General features: G+C 67.8%; 22 protein-coding genes and 1 pseudogene. 8 read left to right on the top strand and 15 right to left on the bottom strand.

Annotation, left to right across the window (positions count from 1 at the left end; genetic code table 11):
- Positions 1-2 precede the first annotated feature (2 nt).
- Entirely contained in the window at positions 3-923 is a 921-nt protein-coding gene (locus AC07YH_RS20580; RefSeq protein ID WP_494748817.1) for a glutaminase, read from the top strand.
- On the opposite strand, the gene truA is transcribed toward AC07YH_RS20580, so the two are convergent.
- Together truA and fmt are read right to left on the bottom strand one after the other, a co-directional pair.
- Positions 920-1,663: a tRNA pseudouridine(38-40) synthase TruA gene (gene truA, locus AC07YH_RS20575; protein ID WP_494748816.1), complete on the bottom strand. Its 744-nt coding sequence runs from the start codon at positions 1,661-1,663 to the stop codon at positions 920-922. The two genes, AC07YH_RS20580 and truA, sit on opposite strands and share 4 nt — an antisense overlap.
- Positions 1,663-2,589: a methionyl-tRNA formyltransferase gene (gene fmt / locus AC07YH_RS20570; RefSeq protein ID WP_494748815.1), complete on the bottom strand. Its 927-nt coding sequence runs from the start codon at positions 2,587-2,589 to the stop codon at positions 1,663-1,665. The genes truA and fmt overlap by 1 nt, the downstream gene beginning before the upstream one ends.
- 181 nt (positions 2,590-2,770) lie before the next feature.
- Between fmt and AC07YH_RS20565 the strand changes: the two genes are divergently transcribed.
- Entirely contained in the window at positions 2,771-3,130 is a 360-nt protein-coding gene (locus tag AC07YH_RS20565; RefSeq protein ID WP_494748814.1) for a cell surface protein, read from the top strand.
- A gap of 107 nt (positions 3,131-3,237) precedes the next feature.
- On the opposite strand, the gene dapD is transcribed toward AC07YH_RS20565, so the two are convergent.
- From dapD to AC07YH_RS20520, 9 genes and pseudogenes are all read right to left on the bottom strand, one after another.
- The gene (gene dapD / locus AC07YH_RS20560; protein WP_494748813.1) at positions 3,238-4,086 is read right to left on the bottom strand and encodes a 2,3,4,5-tetrahydropyridine-2,6-dicarboxylate N-succinyltransferase; all 849 of its coding nucleotides are present in this window, start codon (positions 4,084-4,086) and stop codon (positions 3,238-3,240) included.
- A complete protein-coding gene (locus AC07YH_RS20555) occupies positions 4,083-4,748 on the bottom strand; it encodes a pyrimidine 5'-nucleotidase (RefSeq protein WP_494748812.1) in 666 nt (221 codons plus the stop codon). Before AC07YH_RS20555 ends, dapD begins: the two co-directional genes overlap by 4 nt.
- Positions 4,748-5,662: an acetylglutamate kinase gene (gene argB, locus AC07YH_RS20550; protein ID WP_494748811.1), complete on the bottom strand. Its 915-nt coding sequence runs from the start codon at positions 5,660-5,662 to the stop codon at positions 4,748-4,750. The genes AC07YH_RS20555 and argB overlap by 1 nt, the downstream gene beginning before the upstream one ends.
- A gap of 89 nt (positions 5,663-5,751) precedes the next feature.
- Positions 5,752-6,024, bottom strand: a complete 273-nt coding sequence (locus tag AC07YH_RS20545) for a SemiSWEET family sugar transporter (RefSeq protein WP_494748810.1) — start codon at positions 6,022-6,024, stop codon at positions 5,752-5,754.
- A complete protein-coding gene (locus tag AC07YH_RS20540; RefSeq protein WP_494748809.1) occupies positions 6,024-6,491 on the bottom strand; it encodes a response regulator in 468 nt (155 codons plus the stop codon). The genes AC07YH_RS20545 and AC07YH_RS20540 overlap by 1 nt, the downstream gene beginning before the upstream one ends.
- A gap of 15 nt (positions 6,492-6,506) precedes the next feature.
- Positions 6,507-7,148, bottom strand: a pseudogene (gene lovK, locus AC07YH_RS20535) (photosensory histidine protein kinase LovK); the annotation flags it as partial.
- 282 nt (positions 7,149-7,430) lie between these two features.
- The gene (locus AC07YH_RS20530; protein ID WP_494748808.1) at positions 7,431-8,468 is read right to left on the bottom strand and encodes a sulfate ABC transporter substrate-binding protein; all 1,038 of its coding nucleotides are present in this window, start codon (positions 8,466-8,468) and stop codon (positions 7,431-7,433) included.
- Between the two features lie 87 nt (positions 8,469-8,555).
- Positions 8,556-10,016 carry an OprO/OprP family phosphate-selective porin gene (locus tag AC07YH_RS20525; protein ID WP_494748807.1) on the bottom strand — a complete coding sequence of 487 codons (1,461 nt, stop codon included), beginning with the start codon at positions 10,014-10,016 and terminating at the stop codon, positions 8,556-8,558.
- 268 nt (positions 10,017-10,284) lie between these two features.
- Positions 10,285-13,542 (bottom strand): autotransporter family protein, encoded by a 3,258-nt coding sequence (locus AC07YH_RS20520; RefSeq protein ID WP_494748806.1) that lies wholly within the window; start codon positions 13,540-13,542, stop codon positions 10,285-10,287.
- 162 nt (positions 13,543-13,704) lie between these two features.
- On the opposite strand from AC07YH_RS20520, the gene AC07YH_RS20515 reads away from it, so the two are divergent.
- Entirely contained in the window at positions 13,705-15,117 is a 1,413-nt protein-coding gene (locus AC07YH_RS20515; RefSeq protein WP_494748805.1) for a sensor histidine kinase, read from the top strand.
- A gap of 6 nt (positions 15,118-15,123) precedes the next feature.
- Here the strand turns inward: AC07YH_RS20515 and AC07YH_RS20510 are convergent, their stop codons facing one another.
- Complete coding sequence (locus AC07YH_RS20510) at positions 15,124-16,905, bottom strand: methyl-accepting chemotaxis protein (RefSeq protein ID WP_494748804.1); 1,782 nt, start codon at positions 16,903-16,905, stop codon at positions 15,124-15,126.
- 386 nt (positions 16,906-17,291) lie between these two features.
- Here AC07YH_RS20510 and pstC point away from each other — a divergent pair, with 386 nt between their 5' ends.
- The 5 genes from pstC to phoB are packed head-to-tail and all read left to right on the top strand — an operon-like array spanning position 17,292 to position 22,340.
- On the top strand, positions 17,292-18,725 hold the full coding sequence (pstC, locus tag AC07YH_RS20505) for a phosphate ABC transporter permease subunit PstC (RefSeq protein WP_494748803.1): 1,434 nt from the start codon (positions 17,292-17,294) through the stop codon (positions 18,723-18,725).
- Positions 18,718-20,016, top strand: a complete 1,299-nt coding sequence (pstA, locus tag AC07YH_RS20500; RefSeq protein ID WP_494748802.1) for a phosphate ABC transporter permease PstA — start codon at positions 18,718-18,720, stop codon at positions 20,014-20,016. The genes pstC and pstA overlap by 8 nt, the downstream gene beginning before the upstream one ends.
- 58 nt (positions 20,017-20,074) lie before the next feature.
- A complete protein-coding gene (gene pstB / locus AC07YH_RS20495; RefSeq protein ID WP_494748801.1) occupies positions 20,075-20,917 on the top strand; it encodes a phosphate ABC transporter ATP-binding protein PstB in 843 nt (280 codons plus the stop codon).
- 16 nt (positions 20,918-20,933) lie between these two features.
- On the top strand, positions 20,934-21,626 hold the full coding sequence (phoU, locus tag AC07YH_RS20490; RefSeq protein WP_494748800.1) for a phosphate signaling complex protein PhoU: 693 nt from the start codon (positions 20,934-20,936) through the stop codon (positions 21,624-21,626).
- A 21-nt stretch (positions 21,627-21,647) separates the two neighbouring features.
- Positions 21,648-22,340: a phosphate regulon transcriptional regulator PhoB gene (gene phoB / locus AC07YH_RS20485; RefSeq protein WP_492102126.1), complete on the top strand. Its 693-nt coding sequence runs from the start codon at positions 21,648-21,650 to the stop codon at positions 22,338-22,340.
- A 159-nt stretch (positions 22,341-22,499) separates the two neighbouring features.
- Here the strand turns inward: phoB and AC07YH_RS20480 are convergent, their stop codons facing one another.
- The 3 genes from AC07YH_RS20480 to AC07YH_RS20470 all read right to left on the bottom strand — a co-directional run bounded on the left by AC07YH_RS20480 (position 22,500) and on the right by AC07YH_RS20470 (position 26,070).
- The gene (locus AC07YH_RS20480) at positions 22,500-23,390 is read right to left on the bottom strand and encodes a DUF3800 domain-containing protein (RefSeq protein ID WP_494748799.1); all 891 of its coding nucleotides are present in this window, start codon (positions 23,388-23,390) and stop codon (positions 22,500-22,502) included.
- A gap of 114 nt (positions 23,391-23,504) precedes the next feature.
- Complete coding sequence (locus tag AC07YH_RS20475) at positions 23,505-25,145, bottom strand: ATP-binding protein (protein WP_494748798.1); 1,641 nt, start codon at positions 25,143-25,145, stop codon at positions 23,505-23,507.
- Between the two features lie 112 nt (positions 25,146-25,257).
- Positions 25,258-26,070, bottom strand: a complete 813-nt coding sequence (locus AC07YH_RS20470; RefSeq protein ID WP_494748797.1) for a LytTR family DNA-binding domain-containing protein — start codon at positions 26,068-26,070, stop codon at positions 25,258-25,260.
- Positions 26,071-26,089 lie beyond the last annotated feature (19 nt).

Raw genomic sequence — 26,089 nt, 5'->3', positions numbered from 1 at the left:
GCATGAAGGCGCTCTCGATTCCCGACGTGCTGGCCGAGGTGGCGGTGCTGGTGAAGCCGCACTTCGGCAAGGGTCGCACCGCCGACTACATCCCGGAACTGTCGGGCGTGCCGGGCGGCAAGTTCGGCATGGCCGTGCGCACGGTCGCCGGCGACGAGCACGTGATCGGCGACGCCGACGAGGGCTTCTCGGTCCAGAGCATCACCAAGGTCTTCGCCCTGGGCCTGGCGCTGAACCGTCTGGGCGACGAGACCTGGACGCGGGTCGGCAAGGAGCCGTCGGGCACGCCGTTCAACCACCTCTCCTTGCTGGAAGCCGAGCAGGGCGTGCCGCGCAATCCGTTCATCAACGCCGGCGCCCTGGCCGTCACCGACATCCTGATGGACGTCACCCGCGACCCGGCCGCCCTGGTCCGTGACTTCGCCGGCTTCCTTTGTGACGAGCGGCTGGAGATCGATCCGACCGTGGCGGCGTCCGAACTGGCCAACGCCTGGCAGAACCGCGCCATCGCCAGCCTGATGCGCGGCAAGGGCACCCTGACCCACGATCCCGAGAGCGTGGTGGCCGCCTACTGCCGACAGTGCGCCCTGACCATGAGCTGCCGCCAGCTGGCCCGCGCCTTCCTGCCCCTGGCGGCGGGCGGCTTTTCGCCGGTGGCGCAGGAGACGGTGTTCCCCGAGCGCCTGACCCGGCGGCTGAACGCCCTGCTGCTGACCTGTGGCATCTATGACAGCGTCGGCAACTTCGCCTACCGCGTGGGCCTGCCCAGCAAGAGCGGCGTCGGCGGCGGCATCGTCTCGGTGATCCCAGGCAAGGCGACGATCGCGGTGTGGTCACCGGAGCTGGATCGGTTCGGCACCAGCGTGGTCGGCACGGCGGCGCTGGAGGCCTTCAGCCAGATCACCAACTGCTCGGTGCTTTAGGCGCCGTAGCCCACGCCCACCAGATATAGCCCATCTGCCGGGGCCACGGGCCCGCACTCGCGACGGTCCTTGGCTTCCAGCGCGGCCTTGACGTCGTCCGGCGTCCAGCGTCCCGCGCCGACCTCGGCCAGGGTGCCGGTCATCGAGCGGACCTGGCGGTGCAGGAAGCTCCGCGCCTCGAAGTCGAGATGGATCTCCTCGCCGACCCGGCGCACGCGGGCGACGTCGAGGGTCTTCACCGGGCTCTTGGCCTGGCAGTGCATGTCGCGGAAGGTCGTGAAGTCGTGCAGGCCGATCAGATGCTGGGCGGCGGCGTGCATGGCGTCGGCGTCCAGGTCCTTCTTCACGTGCCAGACCTTGCCCTTGTCCAGGGCCGGCGGGGCGCGACGGTTGAGGATGCGGTAGAGGTAACGGCGTTCATTGGCCGAGAACCGCGCGTGCCAGTCGCCCTCGGCGATCTCGGCGGACAAGATCGACACCGCCTCGCGCATCAGGTGGGCGTTGAGGGCGTTCAGCACCGTCTGGGCGGGCCAGTCCTTCTCGAGATCGACATGCACCACCTGGCCGGTGGCGTGGACGCCGGTGTCGGTGCGGCCGGCGGCGGCGATGCGCACGGTCTCGCCGCTGAACGCCGTCACCGCCGTCTCGATCGCGCCCTGCACCGACGGCAGCACGGCCTGGGCCTGGAAGCCCGAATAGGGCCGGCCATCATACTCGACGAGGAGGCGGTAGCGGGGCATCAGGCCAGGACGGTTCCGGCCGCGACCGGGAAGCCGCGCGTGAAGGTCTCGGCGTCCTGGACGCCCTTGCCTTCGCGCTGGGCCTTGAGGAGGCGGACGGAGCCTTCGCCACAGGCGATCAGCAGGCCGTCGTCCAGCGCCGTGCCAGATGCGCCCGAGATGGTTTCGACGCGCGACAGCAGGGCCTTCACACGCACCGGGCCCTTCTCCGACGGCGCTTCGAACCAGGCGCCGGGGAAGGGCGAGAGGCCGCGGATGTGGGCGTCGACCTCGGCGGCGGGGCGGGTCCAGTCGATGCGGGCTTCGGCCGACTTGATCTTCTTGGCGTAGGTGACGCCGTCTTCGCTCTGCGGCGTCTCGCGGGCCCCGCCGCGCTCGATGGCGGCCAGGGCCACGGGCAGCAGGCGCGCGCCGACCTCGGCCAGCTTGTCGTGCAGGGTGGCGACGGTGTCGTCGGCGGTGATGACCACTTGCTCGGACATCAGGATCGGGCCCTCGTCCAGGCCCTCGCTCATCCGCATGACCTGGACGCCGGTGACCGGGTCGCCGGCCATGATCGCCCGCTGGATCGGGGCCGCGCCACGCCAGCGGGGCAGCAGCGAGGCGTGCAGGTTGAAGCAGCCGTGGGTCGGCGCGTCGAGCACGGCCTTGACCAGGATCTGGCCGAAGGCGACCACGACGGCGGCGTCCAGCTCCAGCGCCTGGAAGGCCTCGATCTCCTCAGGCGTCTTCATCGAGACCGGCGTGCGGACCGGCAGGCCCAGCCCTTCGGCGAAGGCGTGGACGGGCGAGGGCTTCAGTTCCTGGCCGCGCCCGCGCGGGGCCGGCGGCTGGGAATAGACGGCGACGATCTCGTGGCCGGAGGCGACGAGTTCGGCGAGGCAGGTCACGGCGAAGTCCGGAGTGCCGAGGAAGGCGATGCGCATGGCGGGGGTTTAGACGGCCCAGCGTCCGGACGCAAAGGTGAGTCGGAACCTAGGCCGTGGGCTTCCGTTATCCAGCCGACGCAGAGCCTGCCTGAGCAGGCTCTGACCCTTGAAACTAAGAGCGCGCTTGTGGGCGAAACCGCTCACACTTTCGCCCGCGCGCTCTGGAAGGAGCACGACCATGCGTTCCAAGCTGATGCTGATCGCCGCCGCCGGGGCGGCCCTGACCCTCGCCGCCTGCTCGCAGGAACACGCCACCGAGGTGAAGGAGGGCGCGAAAGCCGCCGCCTCCGACATCAAGGACGCCGCCCACAACATCGCCAACGACCCCGACGTGAAGGAGGCCGGCACGGCGATCAAGGAAAGCACCAAGGAAACCGCCGCCGACCTCAAGGAAGCCGCCGGCGAGGCCACCGACAAGGCTCAGGAGCTGGGCGCGAAGGCCGGCGACAAGGCCAAGGAAGCTGGCAGCGACCTGAAGCAGGACGCCAAGAAGGGCGCGGCCGAGAGCAAGAAGCAGCTGAACGAAGCGACGCACTAGGAACCGAAACCTCGCCCTTCGACGGGCTCAGGGTGAGGTTTCTACTGATGCGCCGGAAATAGCCCTCGCCCTGAGCTTGTCGAAGGGCGAGGGCGGTTCCGCGGCGCTTAGTCCCGCAGCAGGTCGTTGATGCTGGTCTTCGACCGCGTCTGGGCGTCCACCGTCTTGACGATCACGGCGCAGGCGAGGCCCAGGCCGCTCTTGGCGTCGGGGCGGCTGCCCGGGACCACGACGCTGTACGGCGGAACCTTGCCGATGTGGACCTGGCCGGTCGCGCGGTCGATGATCTGGGTCGAGGCGCTGATGAACACGCCCATCGACAGGACCGAGCCTTCACCCACGACCACGCCTTCGACGACTTCCGAGCGGGCGCCGATGAAGCAGTTGTCCTCGATGATGGTCGGGTTGGCCTGCAGGGGCTCCAGCACGCCGCCGATGCCGACGCCGCCCGACAGGTGGACGTTCTTGCCGATCTGGGCGCACGAGCCGACGGTCACCCAGGTATCGACCATCGTGCCTTCATCGACATAGCCGCCGATGTTCACGAACGACGGCATCAGGATGACGTTCTTGCCGATGTGGGCGCCGCGACGGACGATGGCGCCCGGGACGGCGCGGAAGCCGCCGGCCTCGAACTGCGGGGCGTCCCAGCCATCGAACTTGTTGGCCACCTTGTCCCACCACGGACCGACGCCGCCGCCCAGGGTGCCGGCGCGCATCACGGTGTTGGGGTTCAGGCGGAACGACAGCAGCACGGCCTTCTTCAGCCACTGGTGGGTGACCCACTCGCCATCGACCTTTTCCGAGACGCGGGCCTTGCCGCTGTCGAGCAGCAGCAGGGCTTCGTCGACGGCGGTGCGGACGGGGCCGGTGGTGGCGGCCGAGACGTCGGCGCGGGCTTCCCAGGCGGCTTCGATCTCGGTCTGGAGGTCGGCGAGGCTGACGGTCGCGGTCATTGCGGGCTTCCTTGCAGGCGGGCCGAGTTCAGGAACTCGGCCAAGTCGTTGGTGCGGAAATGGACGTGTTCGGAGGTCGAGTCCTTGGCGTGGGCCCCGACCAGGGTGGTCGTCATGCCCATGCGGGCGGCGGGGACCAGGTTCTTCTCGCTGTCCTCGAAGAAGGCGGTCCTCGGCGGATCGATGGCGTGCAGCTTGCTGATCTTGTCGAAGGTGCTCAGCGACGGCTTGGGGATGTAGTCCGCCGTCTCGATGGCGAAGACCTCGGAGAACAGGTCGCGCAGGTTCAGGTGTTTCAGCACCCGCTCGGCGTGGCCCAGCGAGCCGTTGGTGAAGATGATCCGTCGGCCGGGCAGGCGGGCGATGGCCGCGCGCAGCTCGGGGCTGGGGATCAGCTTGTCCATCGAGACGTCGTGCACCTCGTCCAGGAACGCCTTGGGCTCCATGCCGTGGTGCTGCATCAGCCCCGACAGGGTGGTGCCGTGCTCGGTGAAGTACTGCTTCTGCAGCAAGCGGGCCTCCTCACGCGGGAGGCCCGTCAGGCGTTCGACGAAGTCGGTCATCTTGACCTCGATCAGGCCCATGAACTCGCTTTCCAGCGGGTACAGGGTGTTGTCGAGATCGAACAGCCAGGTATCGACGTGGGAAAGGTCTGCGGACATCAGCGCGAGATCAGCGTGCCCGCGCCATGTTCGCTGAACAGCTCGACCAGCATGGCGTGGGGACGGCGGCCGTCCAGGATGACCACGGCCTCGACACCGGACTCGATGGCGTGGATGGCGTTCTCCAGCTTGGGGATCATGCCGCCGCTGGCCACACCGCTGTCGATCAGGCCGCGCGCGTCGTCGACGCTCATCTGGCGGATCAGTTCGCCATTGCCGTCGAGCACGCCCTTGATGTCGGTCAGCATCAGCATCCGCTTGGCCTTCAGCGCGCCCGCCAGGGCGCCGGCCACGGTGTCGGCGTTGATGTTGAAGGTCTCGCCGGCGGCCGAGACGCCGATCGGCGCGATCACCGGGATGTAGTCGGTTTCGGAGGCCAGCAGCGTCTGGATGATGTGCGGATCGACCTTGGTCGGCTCGCCCACGAAGCCCAGGTCGACGACCTGCTCGATATTGCTGTCCGGATCCTTGCGGGTGCGGGTCACCTTCTCGGCGGTGATCATGCGGGCGTCCTTGCCCGACAGGCCCACGCCGCGCACGTCGGCTTCGGCGCCGGCCTGGGTGATCCAGCTGGCGATCTCCTTGTTGATCGCGCCCGACAGGACCATCTCGGCCAATTCCATGGCGGCTCCGTCGGTGACGCGCAGGCCGTCCACGAAGGTCGACTTGACGCCGGCCTTGTCCAGCATGCGGCTGATCTGCGGACCGCCGCCGTGCACGACGACCGGATGGACGCCCAGCAGCTTGAGCAGCACCGCGTCGGCGGCGAACACCTTGGCCACGTCTTCCTGGCCCATGGCGTGGCCGCCGTATTTGATCACGACCGTTTCGCGGTCGTAGATCTGGATGTAGGGCAGGGCTTCGGCCAGGGTCTTGGCGGTGGCCCAGCCGGCTTCCTCGGCGGCGTCGTTCAAGGCTGCGGTCCCTAAGCAGAAGAATTGGGAAGGGGGAATAACGGCGCCTCGATAGCGGACCCCGTCTCCCCTGTCATCCGAAACGGACCTTAGGCCTTTTCGTCAAAGCGCCATTTCATGGCCAGCACCGCACCGGACATCAGCAGGCACGCGGTGTTGGAGGCGATCACCGGCCAGGCCTTGATCAGGCAGCCATAGGCGATCCAGCAGGCAAAGCCCGTCACCGTGACGATGTAGGTGCGCAGCGAGACGGACGAGGCGTCCTTCTCCTTCCAGATCTTGAGGATCTGTGGCGCGAAGCTGGTGATCGACAGCAGGGCGGCGGCCGTGCCGACGATGGCGGCGACCGGCGGGACCGCCATCAGGCGCTTTTCGGCGTCATGTCGATCAGGCCCCAGAGCTCGGCATAGGCCGGCGCCAGGGTCAGGCCCACCGGCACGGGACCGGGCACGTGGCCCTCGGTCATGCAGTAGGCCAGGTACGACAGGGCCGTCTTCACGCCATGCTCGGAATAGGGCTTGCCGATCACGCCGCACGCGCCGGCGAAATCGTCGGGCAGGCGCTTGACGTTGGCGGTCATGAACAGGGCGACGCCGCCGCAGTCGCTGGAGATCTTGCGGGCCACCTCGACGCCGGTCGGGCCATCGCTGAGGTGGACGTCCACCAGGGCCAGGTCAGGGTGCAGCTTCTCGGCCAGGTCGACGGCTTCATCCGAACTCATCGCGCAGCCGAGCGAGTGGCAACCCACCTCCTCGACAAGATGTTCGAGTTCGATCGCGAGGAGCATCTCGTCCTCAACGATCAACACATCGAGCGCACGCCCGGTCATACTGAAACTGTCCTTTTAGTGCGCCCCGTTCACGGGGAGCAGAATGATCACGCGGACGCCGGGTTCCGCATCGGTGGTCTCGCTCTTGGCCTTAAGTTGCTGACAAAGCAGCTGAACAATGGTGAGACCGAAGCCGGATGGCCTGACGTCCTTGTCGAGTCCAACGCCGTCGTCGGTGATTTCGATCCGGAATTCGCCCTCCTGGCGACGGACGCCGACGAAGATCCGACCGCCGCGCCCTTCCGGGAAACCGTGCCGTAGCGCGTTGGTCAGCAGCTCGTTGACCACCAGGGCGAACGGCGCGGCCTTGGCGGCGGGGATCTCGACCCGCTCCAGGTCCAGTTCGATACGGACGTCGTCGCGCTGGGCCGAGCCCATCAGGTCGGCGACCATGTCGCGGATGAAGGCCGAGACGTCGAAGCGCTCGACATCCTCGCTCTGGAACAGGCGGCGATGGACGGTGGCGATGGCGTTGACCCGGCCCAGCATGCCGCGCAGCGAGGCCTTCAGCGCCGGATCGGTGACCCGGCGGTTCTGCAGCAGCAGCAGGCTGGAGATGAGCTGGAGGTTGTTCTTGACCCGGTGGTCCACCTCGTGGAGCAGGGCGGTCTTCTGCTCCAGGGCCTCGGTCAGCGCGCGGGTGCGTTCCTCGATGATCGCCTCGAGGTCCTCGGGGCTGCGGGCCGTAGCCTGGCCCACGTCGTGCGCCGTTTCCGAAATGTCGTCCATGCCTATGGCCAAGCTCCCACCACCCCGTGGACGCTCAACGTACCTGATCGTGTCGAGTTCCCAACACAAGCTGCGCTGAAAACCCAAAACGGCGGAGATCCGATGGCCGGATCTCCCCCCCCCGTCGAGCGCGGCGAACAAGGGCAGTCGCCGCGCGATCCGAAAAGGCCCGTCCGTGCTTCCCGGTACGGGCGGGCCTTCTGGAGCTGGCTACTTCGGCTGGTAGATGCGGTCGAACACGCCGCCGTCGTTGAAGTGCGTGGCCTGGGCCTTCTTCCAGCCGCCGAAGGTGTCGTCGATCGTCACCAGCGGGATCTTCTTGAAGCGGGCCGCGTACTTGGCCGCCACGTCGGCGTTGCGCGGGCGGTAGTAGTTCTTGGCGATCAGCTCCTGGGCCAGCGGGCTGTACAGGAAGTTCAGATAACCCTCGGCGATGATGCGGGTCTTGTGACGGTCGACGTTCTTGTCGACCACGGCGACCGGCGGCTCGGCCAGGATCGAGATCGACGGATAGACGATGTCGAACTTGCCGGGCAGTTCGTCCTGGGCGAGGTAGGCCTCGTTCTCCCAGGCCAACAGCACATCGCCCAGGCCGCGCTGGGTGAAGCTGGTGGTGGCGCCGCGGGCGCCGGTGTCCAGCACGGGCACGTGCTCGAACAGGGTTTTGATGAAGGCCTCGGCCTTGGCGGGGTTGCCGCCCGGCTGCTTCAGGGCCCAGGCCCAGGCGGCGAGGTAGTTCCAGCGCGCGCCGCCCGAGGTCTTCGGGTTGGGGGTGATCACGTCGATGCCCGGCTTCACCAGGTCGCCCCAGTCCTTGATCTTCCAGGGGTTACCCTTGCGGACCAGGAACACGATGGTCGAGGTGTAGGGCGTCGAGTTCTGCGGCAGGCGCGACTGCCAGTTGGCCGGCAGCAGCTTGGCCTTGGCCGAGATTTCGTCGATGTCGTAGGCCAGCGCTAGGGTGACGACGTCGGCCTGCAGGCCGTCGATCACCGAGCGGGCCTGCTTGCCCGAGCCGCCGTGGCTCTGGTTGATCACCAAGTCCTGGCCGACCTTGCCCTTCCAGTACTTGGCGTAGGCGGCGTTGATGTCCTTGTAGAGCTCACGCGTCGGGTCGTAGCTGACGTTGAGCAGGGTGACGGGCTTGGCCTGAGCCAGGGCGTTGCCGCCCGCCATCAGGGCCGCGGCCCCCGCGCCGGCGCCGGCCAGCAGGCCTCGGCGGGTCGGAGCTTGGGAGAAGTCGCTCATGGAGACGGTCCTTTCTGGAAGGTCTTTGGCCCTGATCTTAAGGAACCGGCGCGACGGTTCTGATCGCCGCGCCGGCGGGGTTCGGAGTTAGAACGCGTATTGGCTGCGCAGGTTGATGACCTGGTAGTCCTGGCTCAGCGGGACGGCGCCGCCGGCCGGGTCCAGGCGATCGATCGAGACGTCGTAATAGCCCAGCGAGAACTTGGTCACCGGGTTGGGGAACCAGTTGATGCCGATGGTGGTGATCTTCTGCTCGCCGCCGCGGACGCGGTCGGCGGCCAGGGTCGCCAGCTCATGATAGTTCAGGTCGGCGACCGAATAGCGGGCCGCGATTTCCCAGGCGCCCCACTGACCCTTCTTCGGATCGAACGGGTGCTCGATGGCCGGGGCGTCGAACGCGAAGTTGTTGACGTTGTAGCGGCGGGCCTCGCCGGTCAGCACCCACGAGCCCTCCACGTACCAGGCCTTGAACTTCGGGTTGGTGACGCCGGCGGCCGGGTTGCGGCGATCGATGGCGATGTTGGTGTACTCGCCCTGGATCAGCAGGTTCTTCTTCTGGGCGGCGGCCTCGAAGCCGTAGTGGCGGGCGCCCTCGGCGTCGATCGCGCCGCTGGTGATCAGCTGGGTGCCGTCGACGCGCAGTTCCGGGCGATCGGTGACCGTGACGCCGTAGGCGCCGCCGACGGCGGTCTGGGCCGGGGTCACCACCTTGCTGGCGTTGGCGCCGACATGGACCAGCCAGTCCAGGCCCTTGAAGGGCACATAGGCGACGCGGCCGAGGTAGCCCAGCTGCTCGTCGAAGGTCTGGCCGTCACCGGCCTTGGCGCCGGTGATCGCGCCCGAGATCAGCCAGCGCTCGCCCAGGGCCTGGCCCTGCAAGGCGATGCGCTTGTCGGCGCCGGCCAGGCCCCGGGCCAGTTCCGAGCCCGACGGGCGTTCGGGGAACAGCGAACCGTTGGTCGAGGCCGCGTCTTCCAGGCCGACGTTGGGGGCGAAGGCGCCGACGCGGACCTTGAACGGGGCGTAGTTGTACTGGACCCACAGCTCCTGCAGCGTGCCCTGGCCGTCGGTGCCCGCCCCGCCGAAGTCGAGCAGGGCGTTGTATTCGAAGTTCCGGTAGAACTTGCCGTCGATGCCGATGCGGGCGCGGCGGAAGTTGGTGCCGCTGTTCAGGTCGCGGGCGTTGCCCAGCACGGCCGGCAGGCCCTTGTCCTGATTGTACTGGGCCGCATCCAGCTGCATCACCGCGTGCAGCGTGGCGCTGAAGGCGCCATCCCCCGACGCGATGGTCGGCCGGCCGGCCACGATGCTGACGGTGTTGGCGCTCTGAGTGGCGCGGACGTCCTTGAGGCTGGCGGCGGTGGCGGCCTTCAGGTCGGCGACCTGCTGAGCCAGGGTGGCCAGCTGGGCTTCCAGGGCGGCGATGCGGGCTTCGGCCTCTTGCGGCGAACGGGGCGCTGCGTCCTGGGCGGAAGCGGCGCCGGCGGTCGCCAGCAGGGATGCGCCAGCGATCAACGCGACGCGAAACGCGGAACGGGTCTTGCTCATCATGTGTAGTCCCCTCTCGGCGCCGCATAACGGGCCGACCTGCCTGCAGAGCCAGGGAAGACGATTATCCCTAGCTCCGGAATCGAGATTTCGGAAAGCCGGCCGTGAGTTTTTCTGGAGGCGCGGCAAAGTGTCGCGAAATACGCTGCGAATCTTCAGCGATATCAGAAGCTTGAACGGTAAAGGTTCCGTTCACGGAAAAAGCCGCCCTGGTTTCCCAGGACGGCTTTTGAACGGTTTCGGACGATTTTGAGGGGGTTGTGAGCCCTTAGAACATCGCCCGGCCAGCGAGGCGCAGGTTGTAGCGCTTCTGCTTCTTGGTGGCTTCGACGCCGCCTTCGATGCCGAGATAGGACATCGGGGTGCCGGCGCGCAGGGCGAAGCCGGCGGTCACCGCGCCGTCCTTGTCGTTCAGCGCGGCCAGGGTGAAGGGGTTGCCGCCCTTGAAGGCCGCGACCGTGTCGCCGACCGAGCCAGCCAGGGTCTGGCGATAGCCGACCCGGACTTCCGGACGCCACCAGACGTTCTTGCCGAAGTCGGCGCCCAGCACCACGCCCACTTCACCCGACAGGTTGCTGGAGGTGCGCTTGTTGACGGTCAGGTCGAAGCCGTCGCCGCCGCCGGTTTCGGCGCGCTTGCCTTCGCGCAGCCAGACATAGTCCACCCGGCCTTCGGGGCGGGCGAAGAAGCGGCCGAACTTCTGCTCGTAGGCGACGCCCGCGAAGGCGTTGGCCGTCAGGCCCTTCCAGTCGGCGTTGTTCTTCAGGATCAGGTCGGCGACGCCGTCGGCATTGTCGTCCGGCGAGATGAAACGGCGATCGCCCTTGAAGAAGCCGTAGCCCAGGCCGCCGCCGGCGTTCATGCGCAGGCCGCCGATCGAACGACGCCAGTAGGCGCCGGTCTGGATGAACGAGGCGGTGGTCTGCTCGCCGACCTTGGCGACGGTGTCGTGTTCCTCAACGCTGGTATAGGCCAGGGTCAGGCCCAGCGCGCCGCCCGCGTCGCCCATGGCCTCATAGCCGGCGACGAAGCCGAAGGCCTGGGTGTCCGAACCCAGGGTCTGGCCGGTGTCGCGACGGGTCAGCGAGGTGATCTCCTGCACCCAGATGCTGTCGGGGCCATAGCGATCGCCCGGATCGGGGCGGTACATGGTGGCGGCCGAGATCTGCTGGGTGACCGACTGCAGAGACGCGAACAGGCCCTCGCCCTGGTCGGGCAGCATCTGGTCGTAGAGGTCGCGATAGGCGTCGCGCGTGGTCTGGTTCAGGAACGTGCCGGCCAGGGCCGAGTCCTTGCCCAGAGCCTGGTAGACCGCGTCATAGGCCGAGGTCTCGGCGCGGTTCAGGCCGATCTCGGCGGCGGTCTTCTGGCGGACGTCGATATAGACGTTGTTGGCGTCGGCGCGGCTGGTGGCCGCGTACATGAACGGCGCCTGGGCCAGCAGGCCCGAGCCGATCGTGCCGACATTGATGTTGTTGCCCTGGATCACCGTGAAGGTGGTGGGCTGCTTGACCAGGTTGGCCAGGCGGATGCCCAGCTCGGCGCCAGTGGCGATGTTGGTGGCGCCCGAGACGACCAGCTTGGTGTTCACGCCGGCGGCTGGGTCGGCCGAGAACAGGATCTTGCCCTTGGCGCCGACGTTCAGGCTGGTGACGTTGATGGTGTCGGTGTTGACGATGCCCAGGCTGCCGTTGGCGACGGCGATGTCCAGCTTGCCGTCGCTGTCGGTCAGCTTGCCCAAGGCCACGCCGCCGCCGTCGATCGACAGGCGGTCCTGGCCCGCGCCGAACGACATGGCGCCCACCAGGGTGCCGCTCCACAGGTTCAGGGTGTCGTTGCCGCCGCCGAACAGCACGTCGCCGACCATCACCGGCGCGACGGTGGTCGAGGTGGTGTCGGTGCTGGTGACCGTGTCGGTGCTGGGGAAGGTCGTGGTCGAGGTGTAGTCGGTCGGGCCCTTCTGGGTGAAGGTCACGCCCGAATTGTTGGCCCGCAGGTCCAGGGCGATCGCCTGGCCGGTGGCGGTGGTCGTCGCCGTGGTGCCGTCGGCCTTGAAGCCCGGCGCGGTCAGCGCGGCGCGGATCGATCCGGTGTTGGTGATGGTCTTCAGCGTGCCGGCCTGGTCGAGGATGGCCACCGCGTCGCCGGTCTCGCCGGTGCGGGTGGCGACCAGAGCGCCGCTGTTGTTGATGGCGGTGGTGGTCGAGCCGGCGCTCAGCACCAGGGCCCGCGCATTGGCGGTGACGCCCGAGCTGGCGAACGAGGCGGCGCTGGCCGAGATCGAGCCGCGGTTCAGAATCTCGCCGACATTGGCGCCCGAGTTCAGGATCAGGCCCGTGGAGTCGGCTTCGTAGGTGGTGGCCGCCACCGTGCCGTCGTTGCGGAGACCGCCGACGATGGTGGTGGTCTGGCCGCCGCCCGCGCCGATCGAGACGCCCGTGGCGGTGACCTTGTCATAGACGCCGGCCGCCGCGATCGCGCCCTTGGTGATCAGGCCGTAGGCCAGGTCGCCGGCGCCGACGGCGCCCAGGGTGACGTTCTGCGTGGTCGAGCCGATCTGCAGCGCCGGGGCCGAGCCGAAGACGCTGATGCTGGACGAGCCGGTGCTGGTGGAGGTGATCGTGGTCGCGACGGTGTTGCCGTCCGTGCCGACCTTCGTCGAATAGTTCGTGCCCTGCATCAGCACGCCGCCGGTGACGTCGCCGGCGATGCGGACGGCCGGGCCGCCCTGCAGCAGGTCGTCGGCGTCCAGCTTGCTCAGGGCGTCGACCGTGGTCGGGCGCGAGGTGTAGCGGTAGCCGGTGGCGGTGGCGCTGCCTTGCAGGACCAGGGCGCCGTTGACGTTGGCGTCGATGGCCTGGGCGACCGAGCCCGCGCCCTGCACCGTGGTCGAGCCGCCCAGCGTCACCTTGCCGGTGACCGGGGCGGCGATGCGCACGCCGTAGCCGTTGTCGCCGGTGACGTTGATCGCGCCCAGGTGGGTGACGTTGCCGATCACCGGGCCTTCCAGCAGGATGCCGGCCGAGTTGTTGCCCTCGATCGTGATCGTGCCGGCGGCGTCGTTGATGATGTCGCCGGTGAAGGTCCCGGCGTTGGTCAGCCGGATGCCGTAGCGGTTCGACCCTTGAGCGAACGCGCCGTCCAGGTCGCCGTCCGAATCGGTGTCGGTGGGGGTGTAGTCCTCGTCCAGCGTGATCGCGAGCGAGTTGGTGACCGAGCCGGTCTTGCCGCCGATGACCAGCACGCCGACGCTGTTGTTCTGGCCGGTGACCTGCAGGGTGCCGGCGTTGACCACCTTGTTGTTGCTGTCCAGCGTGACGATCGCGCCCGCGGCGCCCGGCTTGATCGAGCCGTCGGCGGTGATCCGGATATCGTCCGCGGCCGTGCCCGTGGCCGTGCTGGTGGCGATCGGCGTCGTCCGCGCGGTGGTGACCGAGGTTTCCGCCAACGCGGCGAAACCCATGGCCAGAAGAGGAGCGGCCGCGACCGTCGCGACCAGGACCTTGCGCTGCATTACGAACGACACCCCATAGAAACCGGCGCATTAATTCGAGTCACGATGCGGCGAAATTGCGGTGAGTCCCGCTCGCGACACGTACTAAGGCGCCAACCGTCTATCGCATGGCATGGCGGGGCGCCATATCTGGATCGACGAATCGCCTCTCGCTTGAATCGAAGAGTCCTTCCCATGCCGCTGGCTCAGACGCCCCCGGACAGACACGACAGCGTCTCATTGCGCGTCTTCTGGCCCGTTATCGTGGGGCCGGCGGCCATATTGGGCCTGGCCGCCACCGGCGCGGCCGAGCTGGGCCCGGCCTTGCTGGCCGGTTCGGTCGCGGCCCTGGCGGGGTTCATGAGCCTGCGCCGGCTGGATCGGGCCCTGGTCTCGCCGATCTCGGGCGCGGCGCAGGCCCTGGCCGCCGACGAGGACGCGCCGCCGTTCGCCGCGATCCTGGACCGCCTGCCCGATCCCCTGATGGTGATCGCCGCCGAGGAGGCCGACGATCTGACGGGCCGCCGCTTCCTGTTCGCCAACGCCGCCGCGCGCGAGCTGTTCAAGATCCAGGCCCAGGGCGGCCTGCTGGTCACCGCCGTGCGCAATCCGCGCGTGCTGGAGGCCGTGGACGAGGCCCTGTTCGGCGGCGTCGAGGGCGTGGCCGAGTTCGAGACCGGCGGCACGCAAGGCCGGGCCTGGCTGGCCTATGCCCGGCCGCTGCGCGAGACCGGCGGCCGCTCGCGCCTGGCCCTGCTGGCCCTGCGCGACGAGACCGACGCCCGCCGCAGCGAGCGCACCCGCGCCGACTTCCTGGCCAACGCCAGTCACGAGCTGCGCACGCCGCTGGCCTCGCTGTCGGGCTTCATCGAGACCCTGCGCGGCCACGCCAAGGACGATCCGGGCGCGCGCGACAAGTTCCTGGCCATCATGCTGGCCCAGGCCGAGCGGATGTCGCGCCTGATCGACGACCTGATGAGCCTGTCGCGGATCGAGCTGAACGAGCACATCGCGCCGCTGGGCCGGGTGGACCTGGCCATGGCCGCCGTCGATGTCATCGACGCCCTGGCCCCGCAGGCCCGCGAGAAGCAGGTGAGCTTCGACCCGGTCCTGCCGCCGCGCGGCGGCGCGGTGGTCGATGGCGACCGGGACCAGATCATCCAGGTGGTCCAGAACCTGATCGACAACGCCATGAAGTACACGCCCAAGGGCGGCACGGTGCGGATCGAGATCTTCCCCGGCCTGACCGCCGAAGCCGCCGCCGCCGCCCGCGATCCGGCGGCCTCGCGCATGTCGCTGCTGACTCCGGACCACGACACGGCCGAGCGCTACGCGGTGCTGCGGGTCACCGACAGGGGCCCGGGCCTGGCCCGCGAGCACCTGCCGCGCCTGACCGAGCGCTTCTATAGAGTCGAGGGCCAGAAGAGCGGCGACCGCTCGGGCACGGGCCTTGGCCTGGCCATCGTCAAGCACATCATGAACCGCCACCGGGGCGGGCTGACGGTCGAGAGCGTCCAGGGCGAAGGCGCGACCTTCGGGGTCTACCTGCCCATGGCCAAGGCCGGGGTCGAGGCCGCCCCGGCCCCGCCGGTGGTCACCGAAGCGTAAGGCCGCCTAGAACTCCGTCCACTCGTCGGGCTTGACCGCCAGGGCCGCGCCGCCCGGTCGTTGGGCTGGGGCGCGGACCGGGGCTCTGGCCGGGGCTCGAGCCGCTGGGCGCGACACGGGCCGGTGCGGGACCGAGGCCTTGGCGGCGGCGGTGGTCGAGAAGCGGCCGACCAGGTCGGTCAGTTCGCTGGCTTCCTGCCGAAGGCTGGCCGAGGCGGCGTTGGATTCCTCGACCATGGCGGCGTTGCGCTGGGTGGTCTCGTCCATCCGGTTGACCGCGGTGTTCACCTCCGAGAGCCCGATGGCCTGCTCGCGCGAGGATTCGGCGATCTCCGAGATCAGGCCGTCGATCTGGCCGACCTTCACGGCGATGGTCGACAGGGCCTCGCCGGTGTCGCCGACCAGGCGGACGCCGCGCGCGACCTGGGCCGTGCTGCTGGCGATCAGGGCCTTGATCTCCTTGGCCGCTTCCGCCGAGCGCTGGGCCAGGGCCCGGACTTCCGAGGCGACCACGGCGAAGCCGCGACCGGCCTCGCCGGCGCGGGCGGCCTCGACCCCGGCGTTCAGGGCCAGGAGGTTGGTCTGGAAGGCAATCTCGTCGATCACCCCGATGATGCTGGTGATCTTGGTCGAGCTGGCCTCGATCTCGCCCATGGCGGCCACGGCGTCGCTGACGATCTCGCCCGAGCGGGCGGCGTCGGCGCGGGCGGCGGTGGCGGCCTCGGACGCTTGCCTGGCGCCGGTGGCGCTGCGGTTGACCGTGGCGGTGATCTCGTCAAGCGCGGCGGCGGTCTTCTCCAGGTTGGCGGCCTGCTGTTCGGTGCGCTGGGCCAGGTCCTCGGAGGCCTGCGAAATCTCCTGGGCCCCGACGCTGACGCCGTCGGTGGCGCTGGCCACCACGCCCATGGCCTCGTCCAGCGACGCCATGGCGGTGTTGAAGTCGCTGCGCACCTTGTCGAACTGCGGAGCGACCGTGTTGTCGATGCGGTAGGTGAGGTCGTTGTTGGCCAGGTGCTCCAGGCCGGCGGCGATCTCGTTGACGGCGTTGACGCGGCCGGTGACCACGGTGGCGAACTTCACGACCTTGGCGATGCGGCGCTTGTGGTCGAAGATCGGATTGTACGAGGCCTGGATCCAAACCTCGCGGCCGCCCTTGCCGACGCGCTTGAACTCGTCGGCCAGGAATTCCCCGCCGTTCAGGCGCTTCCAGAACATCACGTAGTCCGGCGAGGCGGCGTAGGCCGGATCGACGAACATGCGGTGATGGCGGCCCTGGATCTCGCCCAGCGAATAGCCGACGGCGGCCAGGAAGTTCTCGTTGGCGGTCAGGATCTCGCCGTCGGGCGTGAATTCGATGACGGCCTGGGCGCGGCTGATGGCTTCCATCTTGCCATACTCTTCGGCGGCCAGGCGCTTCTGCTCGGTGATCACCGAGGCGACCTTGACGATGCGCGTGACCTGCCCGCGTCCGTTGCGGATCGGGTTGTAGGAGGCCTGGATCCAGACCTCGACCCCGCCGCGCCCCAGGCGCAGGTATTCCTTGGCGTCGAACTCGCCGCGACCCAGCTTGCGCCAGAAGGCGGCATAGTCTTCGCTGGCGGCGTAGGCCGGCTCGACGAACAGGCTGTGATGGCGGCCGACGATCTCGTCGAGCTTGTAGCCCATGGCCGCGCAGAAGTTGGCGTTGGCCGAGAGGATCTTGCCGCTCGGGTCGAATTCGATCGTCGCTAGGGACTTGTCGAGGGCGGCCAGGGTCTCCTGGGCATGGACATGCGAACGCTTGAACATGACGCCGTCACGACTCCTTATGAGTGCGGTTGCGAGGTGCGAGCACACTGAGGGTTGCGCCCGTCAACAACTCCTGAACCGCCGGTATGTGGAATCCCCACCGTGGGGCGAGAGTCCGGCGGAGTGTCAGTCGGTTCGCATCAAGTATCTGAACAGTAATGGGAAATCACGGTTTCTCGCCAAGCTTGAAACCTGTGCGACATATCGTCCGGCGAGGCTGGGTGATCCTTGGTCGGACGCACCGGCGAGGCTGGGCCGGACCCTGTCGTCAAACTGTCATATATTCGTCGCATAAGCACAGCGCCCGGCGGTCATAGATTTCTGCGGGGGAAGGCGCGCGATCCTGCGGGGCCTTCGACACACTTGCCGCAAGATTAGCCTCACGCATGCTGACCTGGCTCTCGCTTATCGTCCTGGCGCTGTTTTCCGGCTTGGCTTTCGCCGCCGGACGCCGCCGCGCCGTGACCGCCGCTGGAGGCCGCGCCCGCGTCCTCCACTCCCTGCCGGACTACTACGGGACCTACGCGGCCCTGTGGGCCGGCATCCCCGCCGCGCTGCTGCTGCTGCTGGGCACCGCGTTCGGCGGCCGCATCGAGGATGCGATGCTGCAGTCCACGCGCCCGGCCGCCATCGCGAGCCTGGACAAGGACCGGCAGAACGTCTTCTTCAGCGACGCCCACGCGATCGCGGCCAAGCAGGCCCCGTCGGAAGTCACCTACGAAGGCGACCTGAAGGTCGCCCTGGACGCCAAGGTCGCCGAAGCCCGCCGCATCGAAACGGTCTTGAACGTCGGCATGCTGGCTGGCGCCGGCGTGCTGGCCCTGGCCGGCTTCCTGCTGGCCTTCCCGCGCATCAACGCCGATTTCCGCGCCCGCAACCGGGTCGAGGGCTGGACCAGCATCCTGCTGCTGGGCTGCTCGATCGCGGCGGTCCTGACCACCCTGGGCATCGTGCTCTCGCTGGTCTGGGAAAGCTGGCGCTTCTTCCAGAGCGTCAACCCGTTCTCGTTCCTGTTCGGCACCGAGTGGAGCCCGCAGATCGCCATGCGCGCCGACCAGGTCGCCTCGGCGGGCGCGTTCGGGGCCGTGCCGCTGTTCGCCGGCACCTTCCTGATCATGTTCCTGGCCATGCTGGTGGCGGCCCCGGTCGGCCTCTACTCGGCCATCTACCTGTCGGAATACGCCAACCGCACGACGCGCGGCGTGGTCAAGCCGCTGCTGGAGATCCTGGCCGGCGTCCCGACCGTGGTCTACGGCTTCTTCGCCGCCCTGACGGTGGGCCCGCTGTTCCGCGCCGGCTTCAACGCCATCGGCGCGGCCCTGCCGCCCGGCCCGATCGCTACCTACCTGATGGAAGTCCAGAACCAGATGGCCCTGGTGGCCGGGGTGGTGATGGGGATCATGCTGATCCCGTTCGTCTCCTCGCTGTCGGACGACATCATCAACTCGGTGCCGCAGAGCCTGCGCGACGGCAGCTACGCGATGGGCGCCACCAAGTCGGAAACGGTCAAGAAGGTCGTCCTGCCGGCCGCCCTGCCGGGCATCATGGCCGCCATGCTGCTGGCCGTGTCCCGCGCCGTCGGCGAGACCATGATCGTGACCATGGCGGCGGGCCTCCAGGCCAAGATGACCGTCAACCCGCTCGACACGGTGACGACCGTCACCGTCCAGATCGTCACGCTGCTCACCGGCGACCAGGAATTCGACAGCCCGAAAACGCTGTCGGCCTTCGGCCTGGGCCTCACCCTGTTCGTGGTGACCCTGTGCCTGAACATCATCGCCCTGCGCATCGTCCAGAAGTACCGGGAACAATATGACTGACGCGACCCTCGGCGCGGCCGCCCCGCGCTCCGCCGCCTCGACAGCCATGGAAGCCCGGCTGAAGAAGCGCCATGCCGCAGAACGCACCTTCAAGGCCCAGGGTCTGGCCGCGATCGTCGTCGCGCTGATCTTCCTGGTGGTGCTGGTCGGTCGTATCGTGGCCCAGGGCTACACGACCTTCGAAACCCACACGCTCAGCGTGCCGGTCTATCTCAACCCGGAGCGCATCGACCGCTCGGACCTCTCGGGCGTCAACTACGACTACATCGTCGCCGAAGCGATGATGAAGAAGCTGGGCGTCCAGGACGACGACCTGGGCACCACCTCGGGCAAGGTCCAGGACCTGCTGTCGCGCGACTTCGGCTTCCAGCTGCTGAACAAGCTGAAGGCCGACCCGTCGCTGATCGGCAAGACGATCACCGTGACCGGCCCGCTGAAGGCCGACGCCGACCTCTACTTTAAGGGCGAGATCAAGCGCGCGACCGCCGAGGGCGACCGCAAGCTGGACAACCAGCAGCTGGACTGGCTGGACAAGCTCGAGAAGGACGGCTCGGTGAAGTCGGGCTTCAACCTCGCCTTCTTCACCAACTCCGACTCGACCGAGCCTGAACAGGCCGGCGTGCTGGGCGCGGTGGTCGGTTCGGCGATGATGCTGATCATCACCGCCCTGATCGCGGTGCCGGTCGGCGTGATGGCCGCCACCTACCTCGAAGAGTTCGCCCCGAAGAACCGCTGGACGGACATCATCGAGGTCAACATCAACAACCTCGCCGCCGTGCCGTCGATCGTCTACGGCCTGCTGGGCCTGGCCCTGTTCATCAACTGGCTGCACGTGCCGCGCTCCTCGCCGCTGGTCGGCGGTCTGGTGCTGGCCCTGATGGCCCTGCCGACCGTGATCATCGCCACCCGCTCGGCCCTGAAGGCCGTGCCGCCCTCGATCCGCGAAGCCGCCCTGGGCGTCGGCGCGTCGAAGACCCAGACGGTCTTCCACCACGTGCTGCCGCTGGCCATGCCCGGCGTGATGACCGGCGCCATCCTGTCGCTGGCCCACGCCCTGGGCGAGACGGCGCCGCTGCTGATGATCGGCATGGTCTCGTTCGTGCCCGGCGTGCCGGAAGGCTTCACCGGCGCGGCCACCGTGCTGCCGGTCCAGGTGTTCATCTGGGAGAACGCTTCCGAGCGGGCCTTCCATGAACGCACGGCCGCCGCCATCATCGTCCTGCTCGTCTTCATGATCGTCATGAACGCCGCGGCCGTCATCCTGCGCCGCCGCTTCGAACGCCGCTGGTAGGTTTCACATGACCCGGATCCTGAACCCCAACGCTTCGCCCCTCGTCCAGGGACACGCCATGACCACCCAAAGCCCCGACGACACCGCCCACACGCCGGTGATCCACACCTCCGTCCCGCACGCCCACGCCGCCGCCTCGGTCGGCGAGGCCAAGATCAAGGCGCGCGACGTCAAGGTCTTCTACGGCGAGAAGCAGGCGCTGTTCGACGTCAACATCGACATCCCGGCCAAGTCGGTCACCGCCTTCATCGGCCCGTCGGGCTGCGGCAAGTCGACGTTCCTGCGTTGCATCAACCGCATGAACGACACCATCCCCTCGGCCCGCGTCGAGGGCTCGATCGAGATCGACGGCAATGACGTCAACCTCAAGAGCGTCGATCCGGTGGTCCTGCGCTCGCGCGTCGGCATGGTGTTCCAGAAGCCGAACCCCTTCCCGAAGACCATCTTCGAGAACGTCGCCTACGGTCCGCGCATCCACGGCCTGGCCACGCGCAAGGACGAGCTGGAAGCCATCGTCGAGAGCAGCCTGAAGAAGGCCGGTCTCTGGAACGAAGTCGCCGACCGTCTGCACCAGCCGGGCACCGGTCTGTCGGGCGGCCAGCAGCAGCGCCTGGTCATCGCCCGCGCGATCGCCGTGTCGCCGGAAGTGATCCTGATGGACGAGCCCTGCTCGGCCCTGGACCCGATCGCCACCGCCAAAATCGAGGAGCTGATCGACGAGCTGCGCAGCCAGTTCTGCATCGTCATCGTCACCCACTCGATGGCCCAGGCGGCCCGCGTCTCGCAGCGCACGGCCTTCTTCCACCTGGGCAAGCTGGTCGAGAGCGGCCCGACCGAGGAGATGTTCACCAATCCTCGCGACAGCCGCACGCAGGACTACATCACCGGCCGCTTCGGCTAAGCGGAGGGATCCCTAGATGACCGAACATACCGTCAAGTCATACGGCGAAGAGCTGGCCCACCTGACCGCCGAGGTCACCCGCATGGGCGGCCTGGTCGAGAGCCAAGTGGCCGACTGCATCGTGGCCATCGCCCGCCGCGACGGGCCGCTGGCCCAGGCCGTGGTCGCCGGCGACGAGCGCCTGGACATCCTGCAGGCCGAGATCGAGCGCAAGGCCTTCAAGCTGATCGCCCTGCGCCAGCCGATGGCCGTGGACCTTCGCCACTCGGTGGCCGCGCTGAAGATCTCGATGAGCCTCGAGCGCTGCGGCGACATGGCCAAGAACATCGCCAAGCGCGCGCTGATCCTGACCGAAGCCGATCCGATGACGGCCCTGACCCGCTCGATCGAGCGCATGGGCCGCTTGGTGCAGAGCCGCCTGAAGGACGTTCTGGACGCCTACACGACCTCGGACCTGCAGCGCGCCATCGGCGTGTGGAGCCGCGACGAGGAAGTCGACGAGCACTACAACTCGATCTTCCGCGAACTGCTCACCTACATGATGGGCGACCCGCGCACGATCAACGCCTGCGCTCATCTGCTGTTCGTGGCCAAGAACCTCGAGCGCATTGGTGACCACGCCACCAACATCGCCGAAATCATCCACTTCGAGCTGACGGGCGACGAGCTGATCTCGCAGCGCCCGAAGCTGGACGTGCTCTCGCAGTAATCATCCTAGAGGCAGCCTGAAGTGACTCCGTACGTTCTGGTGGTCGAAGACGAAGACGCCCTGGCCACCCTGCTTCACTACAACCTCGACAAGGAAGGCTATCGCGTTGGCGTGGCCGGAGATGGCGAGGAAGCCCTGATCATGGCCAACGAGCGGGCCCCGGACCTGGTCATCCTCGACTGGATGCTGCCGAAGGTCTCGGGCATCGAGGTCTGCCGCCGCCTGCGCGGCCGGTCGGAAACCCGCAACGTGCCGATCATCATGCTGACAGCGCGCGGTGAAGAGAGCGACCGCATCCGCGGCCTCGACACCGGCGCCGACGACTATGTGGTCAAGCCGTTCTCGATGGTCGAGCTGACCGCCCGCGTCCGCGCGGTGCTGCGCCGCATCCGCCCGGGCCTGGCCGACGACCGCATCACGGTCGGCGACATCATCATCGACCGGGTCGCCCACCGCGTGAAGCGGAACGGCAAGGAGATCCACCTCGGCCCGACCGAGTTCCGCCTGCTGGACTATCTGATGCAGCATCCGGGCCGGGTGTTCAGCCGCGAACAGCTGCTGGACGCCGTCTGGGGCTCGGACGTGTATGTCGAGGCCCGCACGGTCGACGTCCACATCGGCCGCCTGCGCAAGGCCCTGAACGGCACCTCGGACGGCGACCCCATCCGCACGGTGCGTTCGGCGGGCTACTCGCTGGACCTGGACGCGGCTTAGCTAAGGTTGAAGTTTGGGCGCTCGGGTCGACTGTAAATTGACAGCGACTCCGACGCGCTTCAGATTCGCTGCTGGCGGGATATGCCGGAAAAACCTTTAGTCCGCTGGCAGGTCATGGCGGACAACTTCAGAGACGGTTGCCCGTCGTTGGGCGTCCTATCAGCTTTGAGGTGCAACAGAGGCCGGGGCCCGCCACCCTTCTTCAAATTCAAAGCCAAAGTATTCGAACACTTCGCGCTGGCGTTCATTGAGCCGGCGAAGCCCCGATTGAAAAGGCATAAGCGTCAGGCCGTGATTTGCGATGATGCGGCCTTCCCTGGCCAGCCGTGGTCCGAGCGCTTTGGCATAAGTCACGTCCCAGCCGGAATGCTCTGAGTGAAGCGCCTGATAAAATGCGCTTGCTGCGATGTCCGCAATTTGAACACCGGCACACTCATGAGATCTAACTGCTCGGTATAAATCTGGATGCAGCATGTCCCAGGCAATTTGCCCTTTCGATAGATAGGGGCGCGTCTGACGGCGCAGATACTCATGATAAGCTATAAGTTGATCGTAGTTCAGGCCGCCGGCTTTTGAGAGTTCTAATTTAATAAGACGAGCTTTTCCCCATTCAGATAGGGATTTCTGTCGGCAATAGGCCGTGACTCGTTCCAATAGAACGCGTGTGCACCAATTGTAGAACGGCATTTGACTGCCGACTTTCGCCGCGCGGTCATTTTTGTATCCGTGCATGTTAGGTTTGTGGGACGCTACAACGAATACGCGGCAATCGAGTTCGCTTAGGCGCTTGCACACCGAAAGTCTGCGGGTCGGATTAAGTGTCTTGTAGTGTAGCTGAGGTCCCTGAGTTAGGCGTAGGTCAGTGCGCACCTGCCGCACCCAGTCGACTGATTTCGCGTCGTTTTCTGCTCGGACCACTACGGCCGACACAACGAACCACTCGCTGGCCCCATTTGGGTCAACAGGCTGCACCCCGCGGATGCCTGGGTCGCCAGCTTCGTCGATGTAGGCGACAAAGCCGACGTCCTTAGGGCGAGAATCCCCATACATTGCTAGGTATGAGGGCGTCTTGATTGCTCTCCGTCAATGGCAATGCTTTCGGCGGCAATGGCTTGGCCTCGGAATTCTCGATCCGGTCGTCCAAGGCTGACCCATGGGTTCCCTTTAGGTCTCCGCCGTGCGGTCCCCTTCGTCGTCGACTTGTGCAGCTAAGTCGCCCGCCGCCGCGATGCTCTCGAACAGCGCCGCCACCGTGATCGGCTTGGCCAGGTGCAGGTCGGCGCCGGCCTCCAGGCACGCCTCGACCTGATGCGGCATGGCGTTGGCGGTCAGCGAGATGATCGGGATGCGTCCCGTCCCGGCGGCCTGCTCGCGGGCCCGGATGGCGCGGATCGCGCTCAGCCCGTCCATGACCGGCATCTGGGTGTCCATCAGCACGATGTCGAAGGGCTGGCTGTCGAACGCCTCCAGGGCGATCGCGCCGTTCTCGGCCACCACCAGGTCGGCGATCTCGCCCAGCATCAGCTCGACCACGCGCTGGTTGGTCGGGTGATCCTCGGCCAGCAGCACGCGCAGGCGGTGGGCCGACGGAGCCGGTGTGGGACGGCGGACGGGCGCGGGGACCTCCGCCTCCGCCTTCGCCAGGCGGGCGGTGAAGCGGAAGGTCGCGCCCTGGCCCGGCGTCGAGTCGCAGGTGATGTCGCCGTCCATCAGCTTGGCGAAGCGCAAGGCGATGTTCAGGCCCAGGCCCGAGCCGCCGAAGCGACGCGTGATCGAGCCGTCGCCCTGGACGAAGCGCTCGAACAGGCTGTCGCGGACCTCGGGGGCGAAGCCCTCGCCGGAGTCCTGGACCTCGACCTCCAGCACGATGGCGCCGTCGTCAGCCTCGTGCGTTGCGGCCCTCACCGAGACCTTGCCCTCGCAAGTGAACTTCACCGCGTTGCTGACCAGGTTGTTGACGATCTGGCTGATCTTCAGGGCGTCGCCGACCGCGCGGTCGTGGAAGCCGTCGGCGAAATCGAGCGAGAAGCTCAAACCCTTCTGGTGGGCCAGGCCCTCGAAGGTGGCGGCGGCGGCCGTCAGGTCCTCGCGCAGGTCGAACGGCGCGGGCTCCAGCTCGACCTCGCCGGCCTCGATCTTGGCGAGATCCAGGATGCCGCTGAGCAGGGCGTTCAGCGCCTGGCCCGAGCCCAGGATCACGTCCATCATCTCGCGCTGGCGGGCGGTCAGCTCAGTCTGCGCCAGGACCTGGGCCATGCCCAGCACGCCGTTCAGGGGTGTGCGGATCTCATGGCTCATATTGGCCAGGAATTCCGACTTGGCGATGCTGGCGGCCTGGGCGCTCTGCAGGGCGGCCTCCAGGGCGGCGGCCGACTGCTTCCGCTCGGTGATGTCCTCGCTGATGATCAGCAGCAGCTTCTCGTCGCCCTCGCCGGGGATGGCGATCTTCTTGGTCTGCAGCCAGCGGTCGCCGTTGTGCGGCGTCTTCAGCGGCTCCTCGTCGATCACCCAGACGTGGTCGCTCTCCAGCACCTTGCGGTCCATCTCGGCGAAGAAGGCGGCCTGGTCGGCGGGGAAGAAGTCGGCGTCGTTGCGGCCCAGCAGGGTCTCGCGCGGCACGCCCAGCAGTTCTTCGCCGGCGCGGTTGACCAACACGAAGCGGCCGTCCTTGCCGTTCTTGACCACCAGCATGGCCGGCACGCTCTCGACCACGGCGTCGAGGAAGGCGCGCGAGTGCAGGGCCTTGGTCGGGTGCGAGGTATCGGGGATCGGCGTTTCGAGCGGGTGGTCGTGATCTGCGGCCATCTGCTCGTTAAACGAGCGGCCGATAGAGCTGACAAGCGTCGCCTTGGCCGATGCGGCCAAGCGGGACATTAGGCCGCATGGTTGCAAACGGTTGCTGACGGACCGGTTGAGGTCAGCGCCGCAGTCGCGCCAGCAGGTCGTCGCGGTAGGTGCGGCTGGTCACCACCTCGGCCCCGCTCTCCAGGGTCAGGCGCCAGGAGCCGTCCGACAGCGGCTGGGTCTCGCGCACGCGCGCCAGGTTGACCAGGGTCGAGCGGTGGCAGCGGGCGAAGACGCGCGGGTCCAGCCAACCTTCCAGGCTCTGCAGGGTGGCGCGCAGCAGGCCCTCGCGGCCGGCCCAGTGGACGACGACATAGTTGTCGGCCGCGCCGAACCGTTCGATCTCGTCCAGGGCCACCGGCACGCGGCGCGAGCCGGCCATGACCATCAGCCGTCGGCCCGGACGCTCGGGCGCGGCCTGGGCGGTCTGCTCCAGGGCCTGGCGAGCCTCGGCGAGGGCGGTCTCGAGGGCCTTGGCGCGGGCCTTCTCCTCGCGGACCTTCTGATGGTTGGCGGCGGCCAGGCCGATAGCGATGATGGCGGTGTAGAGCAGGAGAGCGATCGGCAGCTTGGACAGGGTCCGCACCGCCAGGTCGCCGCCGGGCGCGAAGGCCATGTCGACGAGGCTGGAGATCAGGGCCTCCAGCGGCACGACCAGCACGCCGGCCTGATAGAGCGCCAGCAGGCCGATGGCGCCCGTGCCATAGCGGCGCAGCAGCAGCCAGACGATCCCCGCCGCCGGCAGCCAGGCGGCATAGATCCCGCCCTGCCAGGCCAGCGACTCGACCAGTCCGACGACATGGCCCCGGTCGGCCGCCAGCCGCCGGGCGAACCAGGCGGCGCAGACCGTGGTCATCGCCCAGGCATAGGCGGTGAACGCCCACATCCAGGCGGCCGTCGGGATC

It is taken from the genome of Caulobacter sp. GW456-12-1-14-TSB4 (assembly GCF_059424195.1).
The sequence above is the reverse complement of the archived record's forward strand: the minus strand, read 5'-3'. Positions and strand labels throughout refer to the sequence as shown.

Bases quoted from the DNA above. Each gene is read 5' to 3' on its own strand.
- AC07YH_RS20580 (WP_494748817.1), top strand. From the start codon at position 3: ATGAAGGCGCTCTCGATTCCCGACGTGCTGGCCGAGGTGGCGGTGCTG.
- truA (WP_494748816.1), bottom strand. From the start codon at position 1,663: ATGCCCCGCTACCGCCTCCTCGTCGAGTATGATGGCCGGCCCTATTCG.
- fmt (WP_494748815.1), bottom strand. From the start codon at position 2,589: ATGCGCATCGCCTTCCTCGGCACTCCGGACTTCGCCGTGACCTGCCTC.
- AC07YH_RS20565 (WP_494748814.1), top strand. From the start codon at position 2,771: ATGCGTTCCAAGCTGATGCTGATCGCCGCCGCCGGGGCGGCCCTGACC.
- dapD (WP_494748813.1), bottom strand. From the start codon at position 4,086: ATGACCGCGACCGTCAGCCTCGCCGACCTCCAGACCGAGATCGAAGCC.
- AC07YH_RS20555 (WP_494748812.1), bottom strand. From the start codon at position 4,748: ATGTCCGCAGACCTTTCCCACGTCGATACCTGGCTGTTCGATCTCGAC.
- AC07YH_RS20545 (WP_494748810.1), bottom strand. From the start codon at position 6,024: ATGGCGGTCCCGCCGGTCGCCGCCATCGTCGGCACGGCCGCCGCCCTG.
- AC07YH_RS20540 (WP_494748809.1), bottom strand. From the start codon at position 6,491: ATGACCGGGCGTGCGCTCGATGTGTTGATCGTTGAGGACGAGATGCTC.
- AC07YH_RS20530 (WP_494748808.1), bottom strand. From the start codon at position 8,468: ATGAGCGACTTCTCCCAAGCTCCGACCCGCCGAGGCCTGCTGGCCGGC.
- AC07YH_RS20525 (WP_494748807.1), bottom strand. From the start codon at position 10,016: ATGAGCAAGACCCGTTCCGCGTTTCGCGTCGCGTTGATCGCTGGCGCA.
- AC07YH_RS20515 (WP_494748805.1), top strand. From the start codon at position 13,705: ATGCCGCTGGCTCAGACGCCCCCGGACAGACACGACAGCGTCTCATTG.
- AC07YH_RS20510 (WP_494748804.1), bottom strand. From the start codon at position 16,905: ATGTTCAAGCGTTCGCATGTCCATGCCCAGGAGACCCTGGCCGCCCTC.
- pstC (WP_494748803.1), top strand. From the start codon at position 17,292: ATGCTGACCTGGCTCTCGCTTATCGTCCTGGCGCTGTTTTCCGGCTTG.
- pstA (WP_494748802.1), top strand. From the start codon at position 18,718: ATGACTGACGCGACCCTCGGCGCGGCCGCCCCGCGCTCCGCCGCCTCG.
- pstB (WP_494748801.1), top strand. From the start codon at position 20,075: ATGACCACCCAAAGCCCCGACGACACCGCCCACACGCCGGTGATCCAC.
- phoU (WP_494748800.1), top strand. From the start codon at position 20,934: ATGACCGAACATACCGTCAAGTCATACGGCGAAGAGCTGGCCCACCTG.
- AC07YH_RS20480 (WP_494748799.1), bottom strand. From the start codon at position 23,390: ATGTATGGGGATTCTCGCCCTAAGGACGTCGGCTTTGTCGCCTACATC.
- AC07YH_RS20475 (WP_494748798.1), bottom strand. From the start codon at position 25,145: ATGGCCGCAGATCACGACCACCCGCTCGAAACGCCGATCCCCGATACC.
- AC07YH_RS20470 (WP_494748797.1), bottom strand. From the start codon at position 26,070: ATGTGGGCGTTCACCGCCTATGCCTGGGCGATGACCACGGTCTGCGCC.